Consider the following 18,320-nt stretch of genomic DNA (forward strand, 5'->3'; position numbering starts at 1 on the left):
CCTATAGTTTGTTGACGGCTCCCATAATTTCACTTAAATCCTCCAGCGTTAATTCCTCATCAGTAAAATCAGCGGCACTCCATTCACGGTTTTCTTTGCCCGCGCAATGCTGGATTATGTTTTCAAGCGCATGTTTAAAATGATCGGCTAATGCCTGTATGGTTTGTTTCTTAAATTGAAGTCCGTTATAAATGATGTGCATTTGCAGGCACCCTGATGAAACGGCTCCGCTGATATCAAGCACATAAGGCCGCTCCCAATCCGGGCTGATTTCATTCCCTGTCTTAATATCAGAAATCTCAAAAGCCTTTGATTGAACATCCTGATCAAACTGGCCTAAGTAATTAAAGCTGATTTCCGGGTTGCTGTACTCAGCATCCCATATCTTGTTGATATATTTCAGCACTCCATAGCCTGCGCCTTTATGTGGTATGCGGTGCAGCATGTCTTTTGTCTGTTTAATGTGTCGTCCTAGCCGCTCACCTTCATCCGTATGGTCAGAATCACTCATATCAAGCCATACAGGATAAATTGAAGTGAACCAGCCTACAGTTCTGTTCATGTCAATATTGTCAAGATAATCTTCTCTGCCGTGGCCCTCCATACTGATTTTGAAATGGTCAATTCCCGTCCATTCCTGCAAAGCTAGGCCTAAAGCAGTCAGAAGGATATCATTTGTTTCCGTGTTGTATGCGTTGTTAGCAGCAGTTAACAGCAATTCTGTGTCTTCACGGGACAGCTCGAAATCAATTACTTCTGTATCTTTGAATGAGTTCGATATGATCGAATGATCTTTGGGAATTGGTTCAATATGCCGATCCTCCCGCTCTTTCCAATACGCGATTTCACGCTGCAGACGCCGGCTTTTTGAATAGTCAGCCAATGTTTGTGCATAGGTGAAATATGAATCTGTTTTTTCCGGCAGTTCGATGGGTTTTCCTGAGACTGCCTGTTCGTAAGCAATTGAAAAATCCTCAAATAAAATGCGCCATGAAACGGCATCAATGACTAAGTGATGAATCGTCAGAAACACATGGTCCCCATCTTCGGCTCTAAACAAACCAGCATGAAGCAAAGGGCCAGTCTCCAATCGAATGGTTTGCTGAATTTGGTTTGCCATCTCTTCAATCTGTTTGCGTGCTTCGGCTGATAAGCCCTGTGAATCACCTGCTGTATTTGAGTGGTGATCTCTTACATCAAACAGTTCAAAGGCATATAGCTCCTCATCTGGAAGATCTGGTCCTCTGTTAACCTGTACAGGCTTTCCATCTTTGAAACGGCATATGATTCTCAGTGCGTCATGATGAGTCACCAAGCTTTTCAGTACCTTTCTGAGTGCAATGTCATCAAACCGTTCAGCCCGGTAGAGCATAACGGATTGATTAAAATGATGGGCTTCCAATGATTGTGAGAAAAACCATTGCTGTACAGGTGTCCAAGGCAGCTCGCCTTCAACGGGCGTTTGGTCAATTACGCGTACAGCTTTTCGAACGCGGGCCGACAGTTCACCAAGCGTCTGATGCTCAAACATCTCACGCACTGTCGTTTCATATCCTCGCTGCTTCAGCCGCGCACACACCTGCAACGCTTTTATTGAATCTCCTCCAAGTTCAAAGAAATTCGCGCTGACACCTATCTCCTCCGCTTCGAGCAGTTCTTCCCAAATGTCAGCCATCGCCTTTTCAATCTCATTTCTAGGGCTGATATCATTCTCAGCTAGAGCACGCTTATCTGGTTCCGGCAGGGCCTTCTGGTCGAGCTTGCCGTTAACCGTCAGCGGGATGCTGTCAATCTGGATCAAACGGGCAGGCACCATAAAATCAGGCAGAACGGCTCTCAGGGCAGCACGGATATCTGCTTCATTTACAGCCTGTCCATCTGCCGCAACCATGTAAGCATAGACAGCGGATTGTCCTTGCTCATCAGCTCTTGTAATGACAGCCGCTTCTTTGATTATTGGAAGCTGCAGCAGAGACGCCTGGATTTCACCGAGTTCGATGCGGTGTCCTCTCACTTTTACTTGATCATCAATGCGGCCCATATATTCCAGCTCTCCATTTGCCAGACGTTTTGCAAGGTCTCCGGTCCGGTATAATCTGTCTCCCGGAAGATAAGGATTAGGTACAAATCGGGCCCCGGTCAAATCATCTCTGTTCAAATATCCCCGGGCTACCCCTTCTCCGCCAATATATAGCTCTCCTGGAACTCCTGTAGGCTGAAGATTCATATAAGCGTCCATCACATAAGCCTGAAGGGTTGCTAGCGGTTTTCCGATATTGCTTTTATTTTTTTCTATATCAGCTGAGGACAATTTCTTATATGTCACATGTACAGTTGTTTCAGTAATGCCGTACATATTGATCAGATCAGTATCAGGGTATTTCTCGTTCCAGGTTACAAGCATGCCGGGCTGTAAAGCTTCTCCGCCGAAAATAACGTATCGCACATGTAATCGGTCCGTATGGTTTTCTTCTTCATGAATGAGTCCGTAAAAAGCAGTTGGAGTCTGATTGAGTACTGTGACGCCTTCTTTTTTTAACAATAAGCGGAATGCATTCGGATCGCGGGCTGTTTCTTTGGAGACAACAACCAGCGTACTTCCATTCAGCAACGCTCCGAACATTTCCCATACTGAGAAATCAAAGCAATATGAATGGAATAAAGTCCATACGTCCTCACTGTCAAAATCAAAAGGCAAATCCTGATGCTTCAATAGACTCATCACATTGCGGTGCTCGACAACGACGCCCTTTGGCTGCCCAGTGGTTCCAGATGTATAAATCACATAAGCTGGCTGGTCTGCTAATATTTCTTGCACTTTCAAATCAGGCGAAATCAATTCGTTTTCGGCGTCATTCAGATATAAAATTTGCCCATGGTAATCCGCCGGTTTGTTGTGTCCGGGCTCTGTCAAGAGAATTCTTGCCCCGCTGTCATTCAGCATAAAGCTGATGCGTTCTTGAGGATATTCAGGGTCAATCGGCAAGTATGCCCCTCCGGCCTTTAGAATAGATAAAACGCCAATCACCATATCAGGCGATCGATCCAACAATAAACCGATGATATCCCCGGATTGGATTCCTTGTTTCATCAGCATAGCCGCCGTCCGTTCTGCTTTTTCATTCAAGTCACGATAAGTCAGCCGTATATGATCGCATACCACTGCGGTATGTTCGGGATGTTCAGCTGCTTGTTTTTCAAATAAATGAACGATGCTTTCTTCTCTTGGATAGTCAGCATACTGACCCATCGTTTCAAGTAGCAATTCGCGCTCTGGAGCAGACAGCAATTGCACTTCCGATAGCTTCATATGAATGTCAGAGGTTATTCCTTTCACCAGCTCAATAAAATGAGAGGCCCATCTAGCAATGGTTTCTTCTTCAAACAGCGCGGTACTGTATTCGAAGCGGCAGCGAATGCCATCGGAATGCTCCTCAGCGTGTAATGTCAAATCGAATTTAGACACATTGTGTGACGGGGTTACAGACGAGATAGATAAGCCGGGCACTTCAAACCGGAAATCTTCGCTGTTTTGAAGCACGAGCATCGCGTCAAACAGCGGATTGCGATTGATCTCCCGTTTCGTTTCAAGCTTATTGACGAGCTCTTCAAAAGGATAATCCTGATGCTCGTATGCAGTCAGAGCCAGTTCGCGAATTTCCTGCAAATAAGAGCTGAACGTTTTGTGGCCCTCAGGCTGGCATCGCATAGCCAATGTATTGACAAACATCCCGATGACCCGATCCAGATCAGCGTGCGGTCTCCCGGCAGCAGGCGAGCCGACAACGATATCCTCCTGCCCGCTCAGTTTGGAAAGCATGATGGAATAGACAGCCAGAAGGAGCATATACATCGTCGTTCCCGTTTCAAACATCAAGCGGTGCAGTTCTTCCGCCGTTCTTTTATCAATGTTTACTTCAAATGTCCCGCCGCTGAAATCAGGCAGAAGCGGCCTCGTTTTATCAAGAGGCAATTCCAATACTGGAAGGCTGCCGCCAAGCTGCTTCAGCCAGTAGGCCTCCTGTTTGCTGTAATGCGTTTCCGGGAACTTCTCTTGCTGCCAAACCGCAAAATCCTTATAATGCAGGTTTAAAGCTGGAAGCTCTTTTCCGCAATAAAGATCAGTGAATTCTTGGACGAGTGTACTCATAGAGATTCCGTCAGCAATGATGTGATGCATATCGAGCAGCAAATAGGCTCTTTCTTTTTCAAGAGATATCAAGCTTGCTCTAAAAAGCGGTCCAACCGTTAGATCAAACGGTTTGATAAAGGACGAGATCGCAGACTGCAGCATTTGTTCTGATTCAATTTCAAGCTCTTTCAGATCAGCTGTCAGCGCCGGATGAATCCTTTGCACTGGCTCTCCGTTGTTCAGTTCAAATGCAGTACGCAATGATTCATGCCGAATCACAAGCTCTGTGAGAACTTTTCTCAATCTCCCGCGATCCAAATGTCCTCGCAGTTCCAGTACTGCCGGCATGTTGTAGCCTGTGCTGTCATCTGCCAGCTGGTAAAGGGCGTATAATCTTTTTTGCGAGAAAGACAGCGGATAAACATCTCTATAATCCGCAGGTTCAATCTGCGTAAAAGCATGCTCATGTAAACTCATCAGTTTGGCTGCCATGCTTTCCACGGTCGGATAAGAAAAAACGTCGCTGAGCGGCAGCTCGATATTCAGCCGTTTATGTATTCTCGATACGAGTGTGGCTGCTTTTAAGGACTGTCCGCCTAATTGAAAGAAATCATCGCGAATACCAATTTGATTTCTGTTCAGCACCTCTTCCCAAATGCGTGCCAGTTTAGTTTCCATTAAAGTGTGTGGCGGCATGTACATTAAGCTAGTTGTGTTTTCTGGTTCCGGAAGTGCGGAACGGTCGAGCTTCCCGCTGGATGTTAACGGCATTTGAGTGACTTTGATGATGCTTGCGGGAATCATATAGGACGGCAATGTACCGGCTAGATGCTGGTGCAGATTCGGAAGGCCGTTTCCCTTTTCCGGAACGATATAAGCAACGAGTTCCTTTTCCTCATCAGACACATTATGGGCCAGCACCGCAGCTTCCTTCACTCCAGGTGCTTGCCGAAGAACAGTTTCAATCTCACTCAATTCAATGCGATATCCCCTGATTTTTACCTGATCATCAAAACGTCCAACATATTCAATCGTTCCATCAGGCAGGAAGCGCCCTGCATCTCCGGTTCGATATAAGCGTTCCCCTTTGAGGAATGGATGGTCTGTGAATGCTTTCTCGGTTAGCTCTGGCCGCTTATAGTACCCCCGTGCGAGACCCGCGCCTGAAATACACAGTTCACCCGCCGCGCCTATCGGCTGCAGCTGATCTCCTTGTAAAATATATACTTTTATATTAGCAATCGGGCGTCCGATCGTGATTTTCTCTTTTTCGTTCAGATGACGAAGTATTGTTGTTGCCACACTGTTTTCTGTCGGTCCATATTCATTTGCAAGTTCAGCGGAGGGGCAAATCTTTCTGCTGGTCTCAAGCAGGTCGGGAGTCACTGCTTCGCCCGCAAATGTCACGATACGAAGACTTTGTGCATCTTCAGCTGTCAGCACTTCTAATAACACCCGGTACAAGGAAGGAACAATAAGCATATGACTGACCTTGTATTGAGCTATTTTCCGTCTAAGGGCGAGCACGTCCTTCGCTTCGTTATCTGTTGTCAGCAGCACGCATGCACCGGACAGAAGCGGAGTAAACAAGCTCGTCACGCAGCCGTCGAAAACATAGGAAAACAGATGAAGTGCTGTATCCCCTTCGCTCATGCCGTACTCTTCCCGTCTCCACTGCAAGGTATTTGCAATTCCTTGATGGTCAACGAGCACACCTTTTGGCCGTCCTGTCGTTCCTGACGTATAGATCAGGTAGGCAAGCTCACCAATCGATGCATCAGGAGAGTCCGTTTTGTAATGTGCTGTATGTTCTGATGTCACAATACTGCCTTCATAGCCTGACGGGATGGAAGAAATAAGTTCTTCTTCTGTCAGTAAGAGAGCTGCTTGACTGTCATGCAGCAGAAAAGAAAGCCGTTCTTTCGGATAACTTGGGTCAAGAGGCAGATAAGCGCCGCCGGCTTTCCAAATTCCAAGCAGGGCAGCAGCCATGTCCATTGACCGTTCCATCATCACTGCGACAATCCCGTTAGGTCCAGCTCCCTTTTCTATCAGGGCGTGCGCAACCTGATTGGCTCTTTCATCTAATTGCCGATATGTCCGGCACTCATCTCCCATTCTCAAAGCAGCCGCATCAGGTGTTTTGAGAGCCTGCTCCTCAAACAATTGAGATACCGTTTTGTTTGGATAATGGCACTCCGTTTCGTTAAACGATTGAATGAGCTTTTGTTCTTCAGGAGGCACAATGTTGATGTTTCCGACAGCAATATCCGGGTTTGACAAAATACAATCCATTGCCTGCATGAGGTGCCCCTGAATCCGAAGCACCTCTTCCCGTTCATAAACGGCGGCATTGTAGCTGAATTTAATATAAAATGATTCACCTGGAACGATGACAACGTTAAAGTCATAGTTGGTTTGTTCTGACATAGAAATGTCATCAAGCTTCAATGCGTTTTCGTCATTTTCGCTTTGCCTATTGACTGCCTGCTGAAGCTGTACGGGATAATTTTCAAAGACAAGAATATGATCAATCAATCCTTGCTTCAAAGCACTGCGGTTTTGAATCTCATAAAGCGGATAATAACCATGCTGCTCAGAATGTAAAGTATCCTCCTGCACGGATTTGACAAGCGTAGAAAACGCCATTTTCTCTGCAGATCGAATACGCACCGGAACCGTGTTAATAAACAAGCCGACCATTGACTCGATCCCGTCAATTGCAGACGGACGTCCGGAAACAACAGAGCCGAAGACCGCGTCATCGGTTCCATTGTACCGATGGAGAAGAACACCCCATAGACTCATAAATAAAGTGTTTAATGTAACACCCCAATTTTGGGCAGCTGCTGTCAATTTCTGAACGATAGCTTGATCCAAAGAAAAACGGATATGTGCGGGTTCATATTCCCCGTTCGCTGAGCGGCTTTTTAGCTTGGGAATAGAAGCGGTCTTGCCGTACTCCTGCAGATAATCTCTCCAGTATGCAGCGGTTTCTTCTTTATCTTGTTCTCCGAGCCATTCAATATAACGGCTGTACGGCACCGTGCTGCCGAGCTGTACAGGCCTGTTATTTTTAAGTGAGTCATACATGCTGAAGAATTCTTTGAGGATGATGCCCAAGCACCAGCCATCCATGATGATATGGTGATGTGTCCAGACACATGTATATGTGCTGTCTCCTCTATCAAAAAGCGTAAGCCGCATTAACGGATCTTTTTGCAAGTGAAACCCTTTTTTCCGGTCCTGCTGCATAAAGTCTTCTATCAGAGCAAGCTGCTCACCATGTTTCAGGTGAGAAAGATCTTCCCTTTGTACGGTTAATTCACGGTTTGTCAGCACAACTTGCTGCGGCCCAGTGAGATCCGGCACCTCCTTAATGAAAATGGTTCTGAAAATATCGTATCGGGAAACAAGAAGATTTAAGCTCTTTTGAAACGAATCGATACACAGGCTGCCTGTAATGGTAAACGAGGTTTGCTCCACATAAGCTTTAGAGCTGAAATCAAGCAGTGAATGAAACAGCATCCCTTCCTGCATGTACGATAACGGATAAATATCTTGGATCTGTGTTGCTTGCGTCATCAATTCCACACACCTTTTCCAAAAGTTAAAGACCTTTAACGAGATTTTCGATGCTAGATAATGCGGATGGCGTTAATTCTTTGTTGCTGAAATCGCTCAGCGTTTTTTCTCGTTCTTTTTTCTTTGTACAATGCTCAATGATCTCGATAAGATGACTGTGAAAGCTGTCCATCAAACTCTGAATTGTGTTTTCGTGGAACACCCGGGTGTAAACTGCTTTGACTTGCAGACGCCCATCTGTTATCAAAGCATTCATATCGAGCTCGTACTCTCTTTCTCTCTCCCCAGCTATTTCGTAACGAGGCTGATAAGAAGACAGTTGAAACAAATCCGAACTCTCATCTTCGCTGAATTGTCCAAGATAATTGAAGCTGATCTCAGGCTCTTTATGCTGTATGGCTCCCTTTTGGACTAATAAGCCGTAGCCCGTTCCCTTATGCGGCACTCTTCTCAGCCTATCCTTTGTCGCTTTGATTCTGTAACCGAGCTGATCTTCGGATGAATGCGGTACACTCATGTCCAGAAGGATAGGATAAATAGAAGTGAACCAGCCTACTGTTCGTGAAATATCAATATTCGGAACATGTCCTTCTCTTCCATGGCCCTCAGTGCTGATTACAATTTGTTCGTGTCCGCTCCATTCGTAAAGCGCCATTCCTAAGGCAGTCAGCAAAAGTTCGTTGGCATCAGTACCATAGGCTTGCTGCGTTTCAAACAGCAGTTTTTTAGTCCAGTCACTGGCTAATACAAACGCAGCTGTTTCAGCACTGCTTTGATGCCTGTCCGACTCAGCCCTGTCCTTAGGCAGAAAAACGTTATGAGCATCCAAAGTCGTTTGCCAATATGTTATTTCTGATAACAATGGCCGGCTTCCGGCTATCTGTGCCAGACCATTGGCATATGATAAATAAGAATCGCTTTTCGGCGGCAGTTTGATCTCTGTTTGCTCCAAAGACTGTTGGTAAGCTGCAGCTACATCTTCAAGCAGAATCCTCCAAGAAACGCCATCTACAGCGAGGTGGTGGATCGTAATCAGCAAATGGTCTCCCTCTATCGTTTTAAACAAGCCTGCTTGCAGCAAAGGTCCTTCTTTTACATTCATATTGCTTTGAAGCACGATTTCCTCAGCAGCAAATTTTTCTTCCAAGAGTGTGCCTTTTGCCTGTTCTTTTGTCCAATCTGCCACGTGTAATCCGAACAGTTCGTTTTCAGTGATCTGAATGCCGCGATTGTACTGAACGACACGCCCGGCATGATTCTGTGTAAACACCATGCGAAGCGCGTCATGATGCTCAGTCAATTTGCGCAGCGCTTGACGAAGCGCGTCGGCATGAAACCCCTTTTCGCTGAAAAGCATGACCGATTGGTTGTAATGATCACGAAAAGCATGACGCTGATCGAAAAATCTGTTCTGAATCGGTGTGAGATCCGCTTCACCTTCGATAGGCCTCTGTTCAGCCTGAGATGTCAATGGTGTGATATGGCCGCTCAGCTCATGAACTGTTGGATAGCGGAATAAATCCTGTATAGTCATGCTCCAGCCTTCAGCTGCCAGCCGGGCGGACACTTGCAGTGCTTTAATAGAGTCTCCTCCAAGCTCAAAAAAGGAGTCGTGAATGCCAACTCGAGACACGCTCAGCACGTCCTCCCAAATCTGCGCTGTCATTCCCTGCAATTCGTTAATCGGTGCAGTATATGGCCGCGAGAAAGCTTCATTTGGTGCCGGTAAAGCTCTTCTGTCCAGCTTCCCGTTTAATGTCAGCGGCATCTTTTCCAAAGGAATGATATGCGCAGGAATCATATATGCCGGCAGCATTTTCAATAAAGCACCGCGGAGAACCGTTGTATCGGCATCTGAAGGCAGAATATAAGCTGCCAAACGAGCCTGTCCATTCGTATCACTTTGAACCGTAACAACCGCTTCATTCACAAGTCCTGTTTGGAGGAGCACACTTTCAATTTCTTCTGTTTCGATTCTGTACCCGTTTATCTTTACTTGGTGATCTATCCGGCCAAGAAGTCTGAGAGTGCCGTTTGGAAGCCAGCAGGCCAGATCCCCTGTTCTATACAGTCTTTCTCCAGGCACAAATGGATTCTCTGTAAATTTCTTTTCCGTTAATTCAAATTTTCCGTGATAGCCCTTGGCAACGCCGGCTCCGCCGATGCAAAGCTCGCCGGCAATACCGATCGGCTGTATTTGATCAGTCTGGCTGAGTACGTACAGTTTTACATTGGGAAGCGGGATGCCGATCGGTACGCTGTCTCCCGAATACTCTTCACCCATATTCATTTCATAGTAGCTTGAATCGATCGTGGCCTCTGTAACCCCGTAACTATTGATTAACCGCATTTTGCCTCCGAAACGCTCCGCCATTGTTTGGAAGTCATGAGCTTTCACCATATCCGAACCAAGAATAAGAATGTCTAAGTCAGAAAGACTAAGCTGATTGCGGTAGACATATTCCATAAATGGGACAATGAGTGCCGGCGTTGACTCCATGATCGTGATACGCTGGCGGTTCATCAATGCATATAATTCAGCAGGCTCAAGCCTTGTGTCATCAGGGCAAATGACTAGAGTCCCTCCGTTGGCCAGCGTTCTCGCCAAATCTCCTGAAAAGACATCAAAGGAGAAGCTCGCCATTTGAAGCAGCCTGACAGGCATTTGATCGAGCTGATATATGCTGCGCCAAGCAAGAACAGCATGAGCAAAGTTTCGGTGCGTAACGATAACGCCTTTAGGCGCACCGGTTGTTCCTGACGTATAAATGATATATGCCGAGTCCTCTGGGACAGGAGACGAAGCAAGGTTGCATCTTTTTGCTTCATAGGAACTTTCATCATCAAGACAGATGCGAGAAATATCACCTATATCTGAGCCTGCAATCAAATGCTTTACTTCATTCTGTAAAAGAAGAATTTCAGCCCCGCTATCTCTGAGAAGATATTCAATCCGGGCTTTTGGGTAATGAGAATCTATCGGAATATACACGCCGCCGGCTTTCATAACGGCTAAAATACCAACAATAGCATCAATGGATCGCTCCGCTAAAACAGCAACGATTAGCTGCTTCTCTTTTCCTTTTTCTTGCAGTGTGCGCGCCAGACGATTGGCTTTTTCGTTGAGATGGCGATAGCTGATCTGTTTTTCACCGTCAATAACAGCTATATGCTCCGGTGTCTCTTCAGCCCTCTTTTCAAACATGCGATGAAAAACGGTATCAGTTTGAGAACATTCAACGTGAGGTTTGTTGAGTTCTATCAAAATCTTTTGTTTTTCTTTTTCGCTAAGTATATTCACTTGTGAGAGAGTGGTATTAGGATTTGACGTGGCAGCACGCAAACATTCGGTAAAATGAGCCGCCCAGCGTTCAATTGTCGTTCTCATAAATACGTCGGTACTAAATTCCATGTCACATTTGATGACTCCATCTGATTCAGCTGCAATCAACGTCATGTCAAATACAGAAATTTGATGAATGACATTTGCAGGCCGGGCTTTTATGTCTCCAAGATGAATGTCTTGCTTGTCCATATTTTGAAGAATAAACATTGTATCAAACACTGGGTTTCGGCTCATATCCCGCGTTACGCCGAGCTTGTCGACAAGCTCTTCGAACGGATAATCCTGGTGCTCGTAAGCTGCCAATGCGATCTCGCGAACTTCCTGCAAAAATTGCGCAAATGGCTTCCCGCCCTCCGGGCGTGCCCGAAGCGCCAGGGTGTTGACGAACATTCCAAGTATCGGCTCGAGGTCCTTGTGAGGACGTCCGGCGATAGGTGACCCGACGATGATGTCTTCCTGTCCGCTTAAGCGCGCCAATAACGCTGTGTAAGCTGCCAGGAGCACCATGTACAGGGTGCTTCCATTCTCCCGTGCGAGCTTGTGAAGCCCGGCTGTGAGTTCTTGATCGAGCGTAAATGAAACTTGATCACCCGCGAAGCTTCGCACCGGCGGCCGGGCGTAATCAGCCGGCAGGTCCAGTACAGGCAGCTCACCTTCGAGCTGCTTCAGCCAGTACGCCTCCTGCGTCTTGTACGTGTCTCTTTTTTTAAAGGCCTCCTGCCATACGGCATAGTCTTTATATTGAATGTGGAGCGGCGGAAGCTCCTGATTGGCGTACAGCTCCCCGAATTCCCGAATGAGCGTATTGACCGAAACACCATCTGAAATAATGTGATGCATATCGACCAGTAATAGATGCCGCTCGTCTGATACCTTGACGATCCCCGCCCGAAACAGCGGAGCTTGGCTGAGATCAAACGGCTGGATAAACGCTGCCGCGGCTTCCTGTTCAGTTTGTCCGCCGAGCACAGAGGTGTGGAATGTAAACGGCACTTCTTCATGGATGCGCTGAACCGGCTCGCCGTCTGTGTCCGTTGTAAAGGACGTGCGCAGTGACTCGTGGCGTTTGATCAGTGCTTTAAATATCGCGTCTAATCTTTCCACATCCAAGTTTCCTTCAAGCTCCAAGACTGCCGGCATATTGTAGCCTGTGCCTCCATTCTCCAGCTGTTGGAGCACATACATTCGCTTTTGGGCAGAGGAAGCCGGGTAGGTCTCGCGTTTTTCTGCTGGCTTAATGGCTTCATACGGACTTTCCGTTCCTTTGCTGATGACAGAAGCCAAACCTTCTACCGTCGGATGGGCAAATACCTCCTTCAGCGGCACCTGGACGCCGAATTCCTTGGCGATCCGGGAGACAAGCGCGGTGGCTTTTAAGGAATGGCCGCCCCGGTCAAAAAAGTTGTCGTGAATGCCGACAGGGCCGCTTTTCAGTACTTCCTCCCACAGCTGGGAAAGCTTCATCTCTGTCAGGTTTCTCGGCGCCGAGTAGATTTCCCGATCTGCCGCTCCGTCAGGAGCAGGCAGCGCTTTTCGGTCGAGCTTTCCGCTCGGGGTAACCGGCCATTGTTCCATCTCAATGATATGAGCAGGAATCATGTAGCCTGGAAGCAATGTCTCAAGCTGCTTGCGCACTTCGTTTCTTCCGAGCCCTTCTGCATACGCACATAATTCCGCCTCGCCGCTTTCTGTACGAACAGTCACAGCCGCTTCCCGCACGCCTTCTATGCTTCTGAGCGCGGCTTCGATTTCTCCCGGCTCAATCCGGTAGCCGCGGATTTTCACCTGGTCATCCAGACGGCCGAGGAATTCCACTTGTCCGTCTGGCAGCCAGCGCGCCAAATCCCCTGTTTTGTACATGCGCTCTCCCGGATAAAATGGATCATCAAGAAAACGTTCTTCTGTTAATTCCGGACGATTCAAGTAGCCTCTGGCGACGCCGGCTCCGGCGATATACAATTCTCCCGCTACGCCGACAGGCTGTACGGCTACATGCGGATCTAACACATACAGACGCGCACCAGGCACAGGTTTTCCGATCGGAAGGCGCAAGCGATCCTTGTCCAGCTCAGGATCACACGTGTAAAATGCCGCATCAACAGTTGCTTCTGTCGGCCCGTAGCCGTGAACGAGCGATGTCTCGGGCAGCGAAGAAGCGAAACGGGCTGCCGTATGGGGCGCAAGCGGTTCACCTCCGGCGAATACGCGCTTCAGGTTTCCCGGTGCTTCGATTTCCGCTTGGTCCAAAAAGCTGTTCAGCATGGCCGGAATAAAATGGGCCGTTGTAACGCCTTCCTCTCGAATGGCTTTTACCATCAATACCGGGTCTTTCTCCCAGCCGGACGGAAGCAGATAGGCCGAAGCACCTGAAAGCGTCCACCAAAACAGCTGCCAGACAGAGGCATCAAAGGAAAAAGACGTTTTTATCATAATGATGTCGTCTTCCTTTAAAGGAAACTGCATCTGCATGCCGGTCAGAAAGGAAACCGCCTGGCGGTGCTCCACGGCGACCCCTTTCGGCCGTCCAGTGGAGCCTGATGTATAGATCACATAGGCGAGAGAATCGCTGTCCGCTTGATGAAGAGAGTGATATTCGGATTCTTCATTCGCAAGAGCCGTCATATCCACTTCAAGTGTCTTTCCGGAAAAATCAGGTGCCTTTAATTCCGGTTGTGTCAGCAACAATGCTGCCCCGCTGTCTTTCAGCATATAGCTCAGCCTCTCCTCTGGATATACAGGATCAAGAGGTAAATAAGCTCCACCTGCCTTTAATACGGCGAGAACGGCTGTCAGCATGTCCGGCGACCGCTCGCTTAGAACACCGACAATGCTTTCCTTCGTGACACCGTGCGCCGTAAGGCGCGCTGCCAGCCTGTTGGCGTACATGTCAAGCTGCGCGTAAGTCAGCGAGCCGCCAGAAAAGCGTAAGGCCGTCCGCTCCGGCGTCAAAGCCGCCTGACGTTCAAACAGCCCGTGCAGCGTCGGAGATACAGGCGAAACAGCTTTCGTTCTGTTAAAGTCATACAAAACTTTTTCTTTCTCACGTTTTTCTGCCATATCTAATTCTTTTATAGTACGATGCGGATTTTGAAGCGCGTTTTCCAGCAACGTAAGCAGGTGGTGCTGAATCCGTTTAATGTCCTCAAGAGAAAATAATATATGTTGATAGTCGAAATTTAATTGAATGGCTCCAGTGTCTATCCGCTCCTGTATTTGAACAGAAAGCTCGTTCGCGGTGTATCCGCTGAAATAAAGCGCCGTCTCATAGTTCAAATCATCCGCTTTTTTCCATTGAAGCGGATGGTACTGCATAGATATACCAATCAGGTTGTGTAAATCCTTGTGTTCTTTTCTTAATTCATTCACCAGCAAATTATAAGGAAATCTTTGATGGCGCATGACTGAAAGCTGTTCTCTGCCGACACTGCGCACAAAGGAAAGAAAATCGGCGTCAGAATCAACCGTTTTTCTGATTGGAAGGGAGCTGACAAACATGCCAAGCATTTCTTTCTCCGCCTTTGACCCCCTGTTTCCATAGTAGGTTCCGATTGCAAGGTCCGTTTTAGAGGTGAGGCGGCTGATACATATGTAAAATGAAGCCATAAATAAGGAAATCATACTGATTTTCTGTTCTTCGCAAAAAGCTTGGATGGAATGTGCTAGGTAAGGTGAAAGTGTGATGGTATCTCTCGATGCGGAGGTACTCTGCTTTTGTAAAGCGCTCTGTCCGGTTAGTGAGTGGTACACCGGCGGCTGTTGGTAGGTTTGCGTCCAAAATAAATGGTCTTTTTCAAAACGTGAAGATTGTAAGTACTGTCTCTCTTTTTCTATGTAGCTAAGGTAAGACGGCTCTTTTTGATCGGGTATAGGCTCCCCTTTTTTAATTTTTTGATACAGATCAATAATTTGATTTCCCATCAAATTTAAAGAGATGCCGTCCATGATAATGTGATGGAATTTCGCATATAGCCAAATCTCATGAGGGTGGATTCTAAGGAGATAAAATTGATACAGAGGCGAGTCAAGCAGCGTAAACGGAATTCTGGCTTGATCATGAATCCATTGCTCTGTTTCTGTCATTTCAGCATTTGTAAAATTTATTATTTCAAGTGATAATTCTTTGTTTTCTGCAAGATACAGACGAGGCTCTGACTCCGATTCAATTCCTTCTGTCAGCTGGAACCTGATTGCATCATTACGGGAGATTGAAAGGTTCAGAGCCAACTGAAGAGCATCAAGATCAACATCACCCCTGAATTTTACACAGGCGGTCAGATTACAGATGCTTGTACCAGGCTCTAACAGTTCAGTAAACCAAACTCTCCTTTGGGCATGAGTTAAACCATAAGTATATTCTTTCAACGAATTCCCTCCAATTCTCATTATAAGAGGATAAGAAACTGAAATAATTACAATAAAAAGAAATTATATGTCTATATCATCCATATATGCATTATATTAACCGAATTTTTTTAAAGTACAATAAAAAATATAAAATTTTTATAACATTTTTTTGAATATAGTATTAATTATTTATTTTTCTTGATTAATTTTATGAGGATTCCGAATGTAAAGTTATAAAAGTAGCTTTTTTTAATAGTATTTCATCACTAGAATTTTTCTTCATTCTTTTGATTTTATATGGCTAGTGTTAAATCGTTCTCCACCTCAGTGTCACCATAGATAAACGGAATAATGTAAAAACATATAAAAAAACCTGTTTTCCACGAAAACAGGTTTTTTATTGATTTGCCAAAATAACAGCAATTTGATCTTCAATGTCTTTTCCATCCGATTCATCAATCAAACCGTTTAGAAGAATAGAGAAAACCAGCGTTTTTCCGCTCTTTGTTTCTGCGTAGCCAGTCAGAGAGCTGACAGTGCTTAACGATCCGGTCTTTGCCTTTATTTTTCCTTGTGCTGGGGTGTCTTTCATGCGGTTTCTTAGCGTTCCGCCTATCATCCTGTCACTGTTGCCCGCTTCCGGCAGAGCATGTAGATAAGGTTGAAACCACTTTTCACCCTGGATGTCATATAACAGCTTTGTGATTTGGTTTGATGATACGGCATCGATATGAGAAACCCCGGAACCGTCTCTCAAAATAAGTGTTTTGGGATCAACGCTGAAATTCGGAAGCGTACTGTTTAGCACTTCAAGACCCTTTTCCCAGCTGCCCTCTCCTTTTTCCACTTTCCCCATCTCTTTGACAAGTACCTCGGCATGTCCGTTATTGCTTAATTTCATAAATGGAAGAAATAGCTTTGACAAAGGCATTGAGTAATGAGTGGCCAGTACGGCAGAAGAGTTGGGCGCTGTGCCCATTTTGATTTTCCCTTTTACTGTAATGCCTTGTTTTTTGAGGGCTTGCTGAAATAAATCTAAAGCATATCCTGTCGGCTCCCAGACGGAAATCCACTCTTTTGTCTTGCTTGCATCAACTGGTATGCTCCCTTTAATTGAAATAGTATTGGTTCCGTGTTCTCTTTCGATAGAAAGCTCTTTCTTTTTTCCCGCCTCAACTGTTTTCGCCTCATTCTCAATTGCAACATAATCCGTTTTTGGTGAAATTGATATTGCTGGCTTTTGTCCTTCTTTCTTTCCCGGACTTGCTTCTACTATCACAGTGCCTGCATCATAGTCCTCATTTGGAGACGCTGTCAGTGCTGAAATTTGGGCGCCGTAATAAGTGTATTCATCGCTCCATGGCAAATCTGGCGAATAGCGGATATGATCATACCATGAGTCATCGCCGATAAGATTGCCTTTAATGACCTTAATACCGGATTTTTTCAGCTTTTCGGCCATTTGATCAAAATCCGATGGTAAAAGTGTTGGATCTCCTTTTCCTTTCAGATAAAGGTTGCCATTCAGTTTTTGACCTTTGAGGCGGCCGTCTGTCCGTACTTCTGTCGTGAAAGAATAATCCTCACCGAGCACAGAAAGTGCGGCGGCGGCTGTAAAAAGCTTTAGAGAAGAGGCGGGTCTCATCCGGACATCCCCTAAATGCTCGTATATGACGTCGCCTGTTTCGGCAGAACGGATGGTAATGCCGGCCGTTGCGCCTTTTAAAGCAGGTTCATTGGCTAAAATGTTTTCAATCTGCCCGGCAAGTGTATCCTGTTCTTCAGCCGCTTGTGCAGCATGGTGCATATATGGAACGGAAGCAAAGGTGAAAAGCAGCAATATCACAAAATAAAGCTTTATGCTTTTACCCATTTTCTTATCCCGCCTCTCCTGATTGGCTATTGATGATTACGTTCAATCGTGATGCTGCTTTTGACTGTCGTCTCTTCACCGGGCTCTAACACTTGTAGGCCAGTGAGTGACGAAGGGAGATCAAGGTTAACTGCGTTTGTCACCCATGTATAAGGCTCTGGGCACAAATACCCTTGTGTTCCATCAGCATTATACACAACCCAATGCTTAAATTGTTTATCCGCCTTGTAGATCATATTCAGATGTGCATGCTGATGGTAAATGACAGCCTGATTTTCTCCCCCTCTCTTCTGATAAGAAGATAAATAGACATCATCAAGCTGCTGCCGCAAGAGCATTCCTTCGTGTAAAGCTTCCTGATTCGGTATATCTACCAGCTTTCCGGTCGGCAATAAACGTTCATCCAATTCCCATTGCTGATCAGCTGTGAGAGAAAATAAAGAGCTCTCTTCCGGGAAAACGAATGTCGTATGGTAACCAAGCCCCCAAGGAAATGCGTCCTCCCCTTTATTCATGATCGTTGCATGCTTATGAAGAGTGTTATCATTTAAAATGTACCTCATCCGTACAACGGCATGATGCGGAAATTGTTTATACACATGGGGAATGTCCGATAGATCAATTTCAGTTTCTATAATCACTTCTTCGTCTGTTTGTTTCATCGTAATGATGTCCCACTTCTTATCATAGAGAAAGCCGTGAAGGTGATGGTGTTTATCTTTTTCATTGATATCAAAATGATAGGTTCTGCCCCGGAAGCTGAACGTTCCGTCACTTATGCGGTTAGGCGGAAACAAAATAGGGATTCCATACAATGTAGGTGTGTCATGAAAGCTATCGGTTGTTTCCGGTTCGCGTAAAAGGTGCAGCTTTGTTTCTTTGTCTACGAGAGAAATGACGTTGCTTCCCCACTCAGGCACAACTATCATTTCCAAGTGCTCATTACCCGCTTTGACAGCTGGTGTTCCTAAATACGTCATCTTTTCAATATAATTTGTCATATGTACTCAACCTCTCCTTAGTTCAATGCTTATATAATA

General features: G+C 46.0%; 4 protein-coding genes. All 4 read right to left on the minus strand.

Annotated elements, in window-relative coordinates; genetic code table 11:
- Position 1 precedes the first annotated feature (1 nt).
- Entirely contained in the window at positions 2 to 7,717 is a 7,716-nt protein-coding gene (gene fenD / locus NST56_RS11310; RefSeq protein WP_339176762.1) for a fengycin non-ribosomal peptide synthetase FenD, read from the minus strand.
- Positions 7,718 to 7,742: 25 nt separating this feature from the next.
- Positions 7,743 to 15,425, minus strand: coding sequence for a fengycin non-ribosomal peptide synthetase FenC (gene fenC / locus NST56_RS11315; RefSeq protein WP_339176763.1), 7,683 nt, complete (start codon positions 15,423 to 15,425; stop codon positions 7,743 to 7,745).
- A gap of 379 nt (positions 15,426 to 15,804) precedes the next feature.
- Positions 15,805 to 17,280 carry a D-alanyl-D-alanine carboxypeptidase/D-alanyl-D-alanine-endopeptidase gene (dacB, locus tag NST56_RS11320; RefSeq protein WP_339176765.1) on the minus strand — a complete coding sequence of 492 codons (1,476 nt, stop codon included), beginning with the start codon at positions 17,278 to 17,280 and terminating at the stop codon, positions 15,805 to 15,807.
- A 26-nt stretch (positions 17,281 to 17,306) separates the two neighbouring features.
- Positions 17,307 to 18,281: an aldose 1-epimerase gene (gene galM / locus NST56_RS11325; RefSeq protein WP_339176766.1), complete on the minus strand. Its 975-nt coding sequence runs from the start codon at positions 18,279 to 18,281 to the stop codon at positions 17,307 to 17,309.
- Positions 18,282 to 18,320: the final 39 nt, after the last annotated feature.

The sequence above is a fragment of the Bacillus sp. FSL R5-0560 genome (assembly GCF_037966305.1).
GTDB lineage: Bacteria > Bacillota > Bacilli > Bacillales > Bacillaceae > Bacillus > Bacillus mojavensis.

Bases quoted from the DNA above. Each gene is read 5' to 3' on its own strand.
- fenD (WP_339176762.1), bottom strand. From the start codon at position 7,717: ATGACGCAAGCAACACAGATCCAAGATATTTATCCGTTATCGTACATG.
- dacB (WP_339176765.1), bottom strand. From the start codon at position 17,280: ATGGGTAAAAGCATAAAGCTTTATTTTGTGATATTGCTGCTTTTCACC.
- galM (WP_339176766.1), bottom strand. From the start codon at position 18,281: ATGACAAATTATATTGAAAAGATGACGTATTTAGGAACACCAGCTGTC.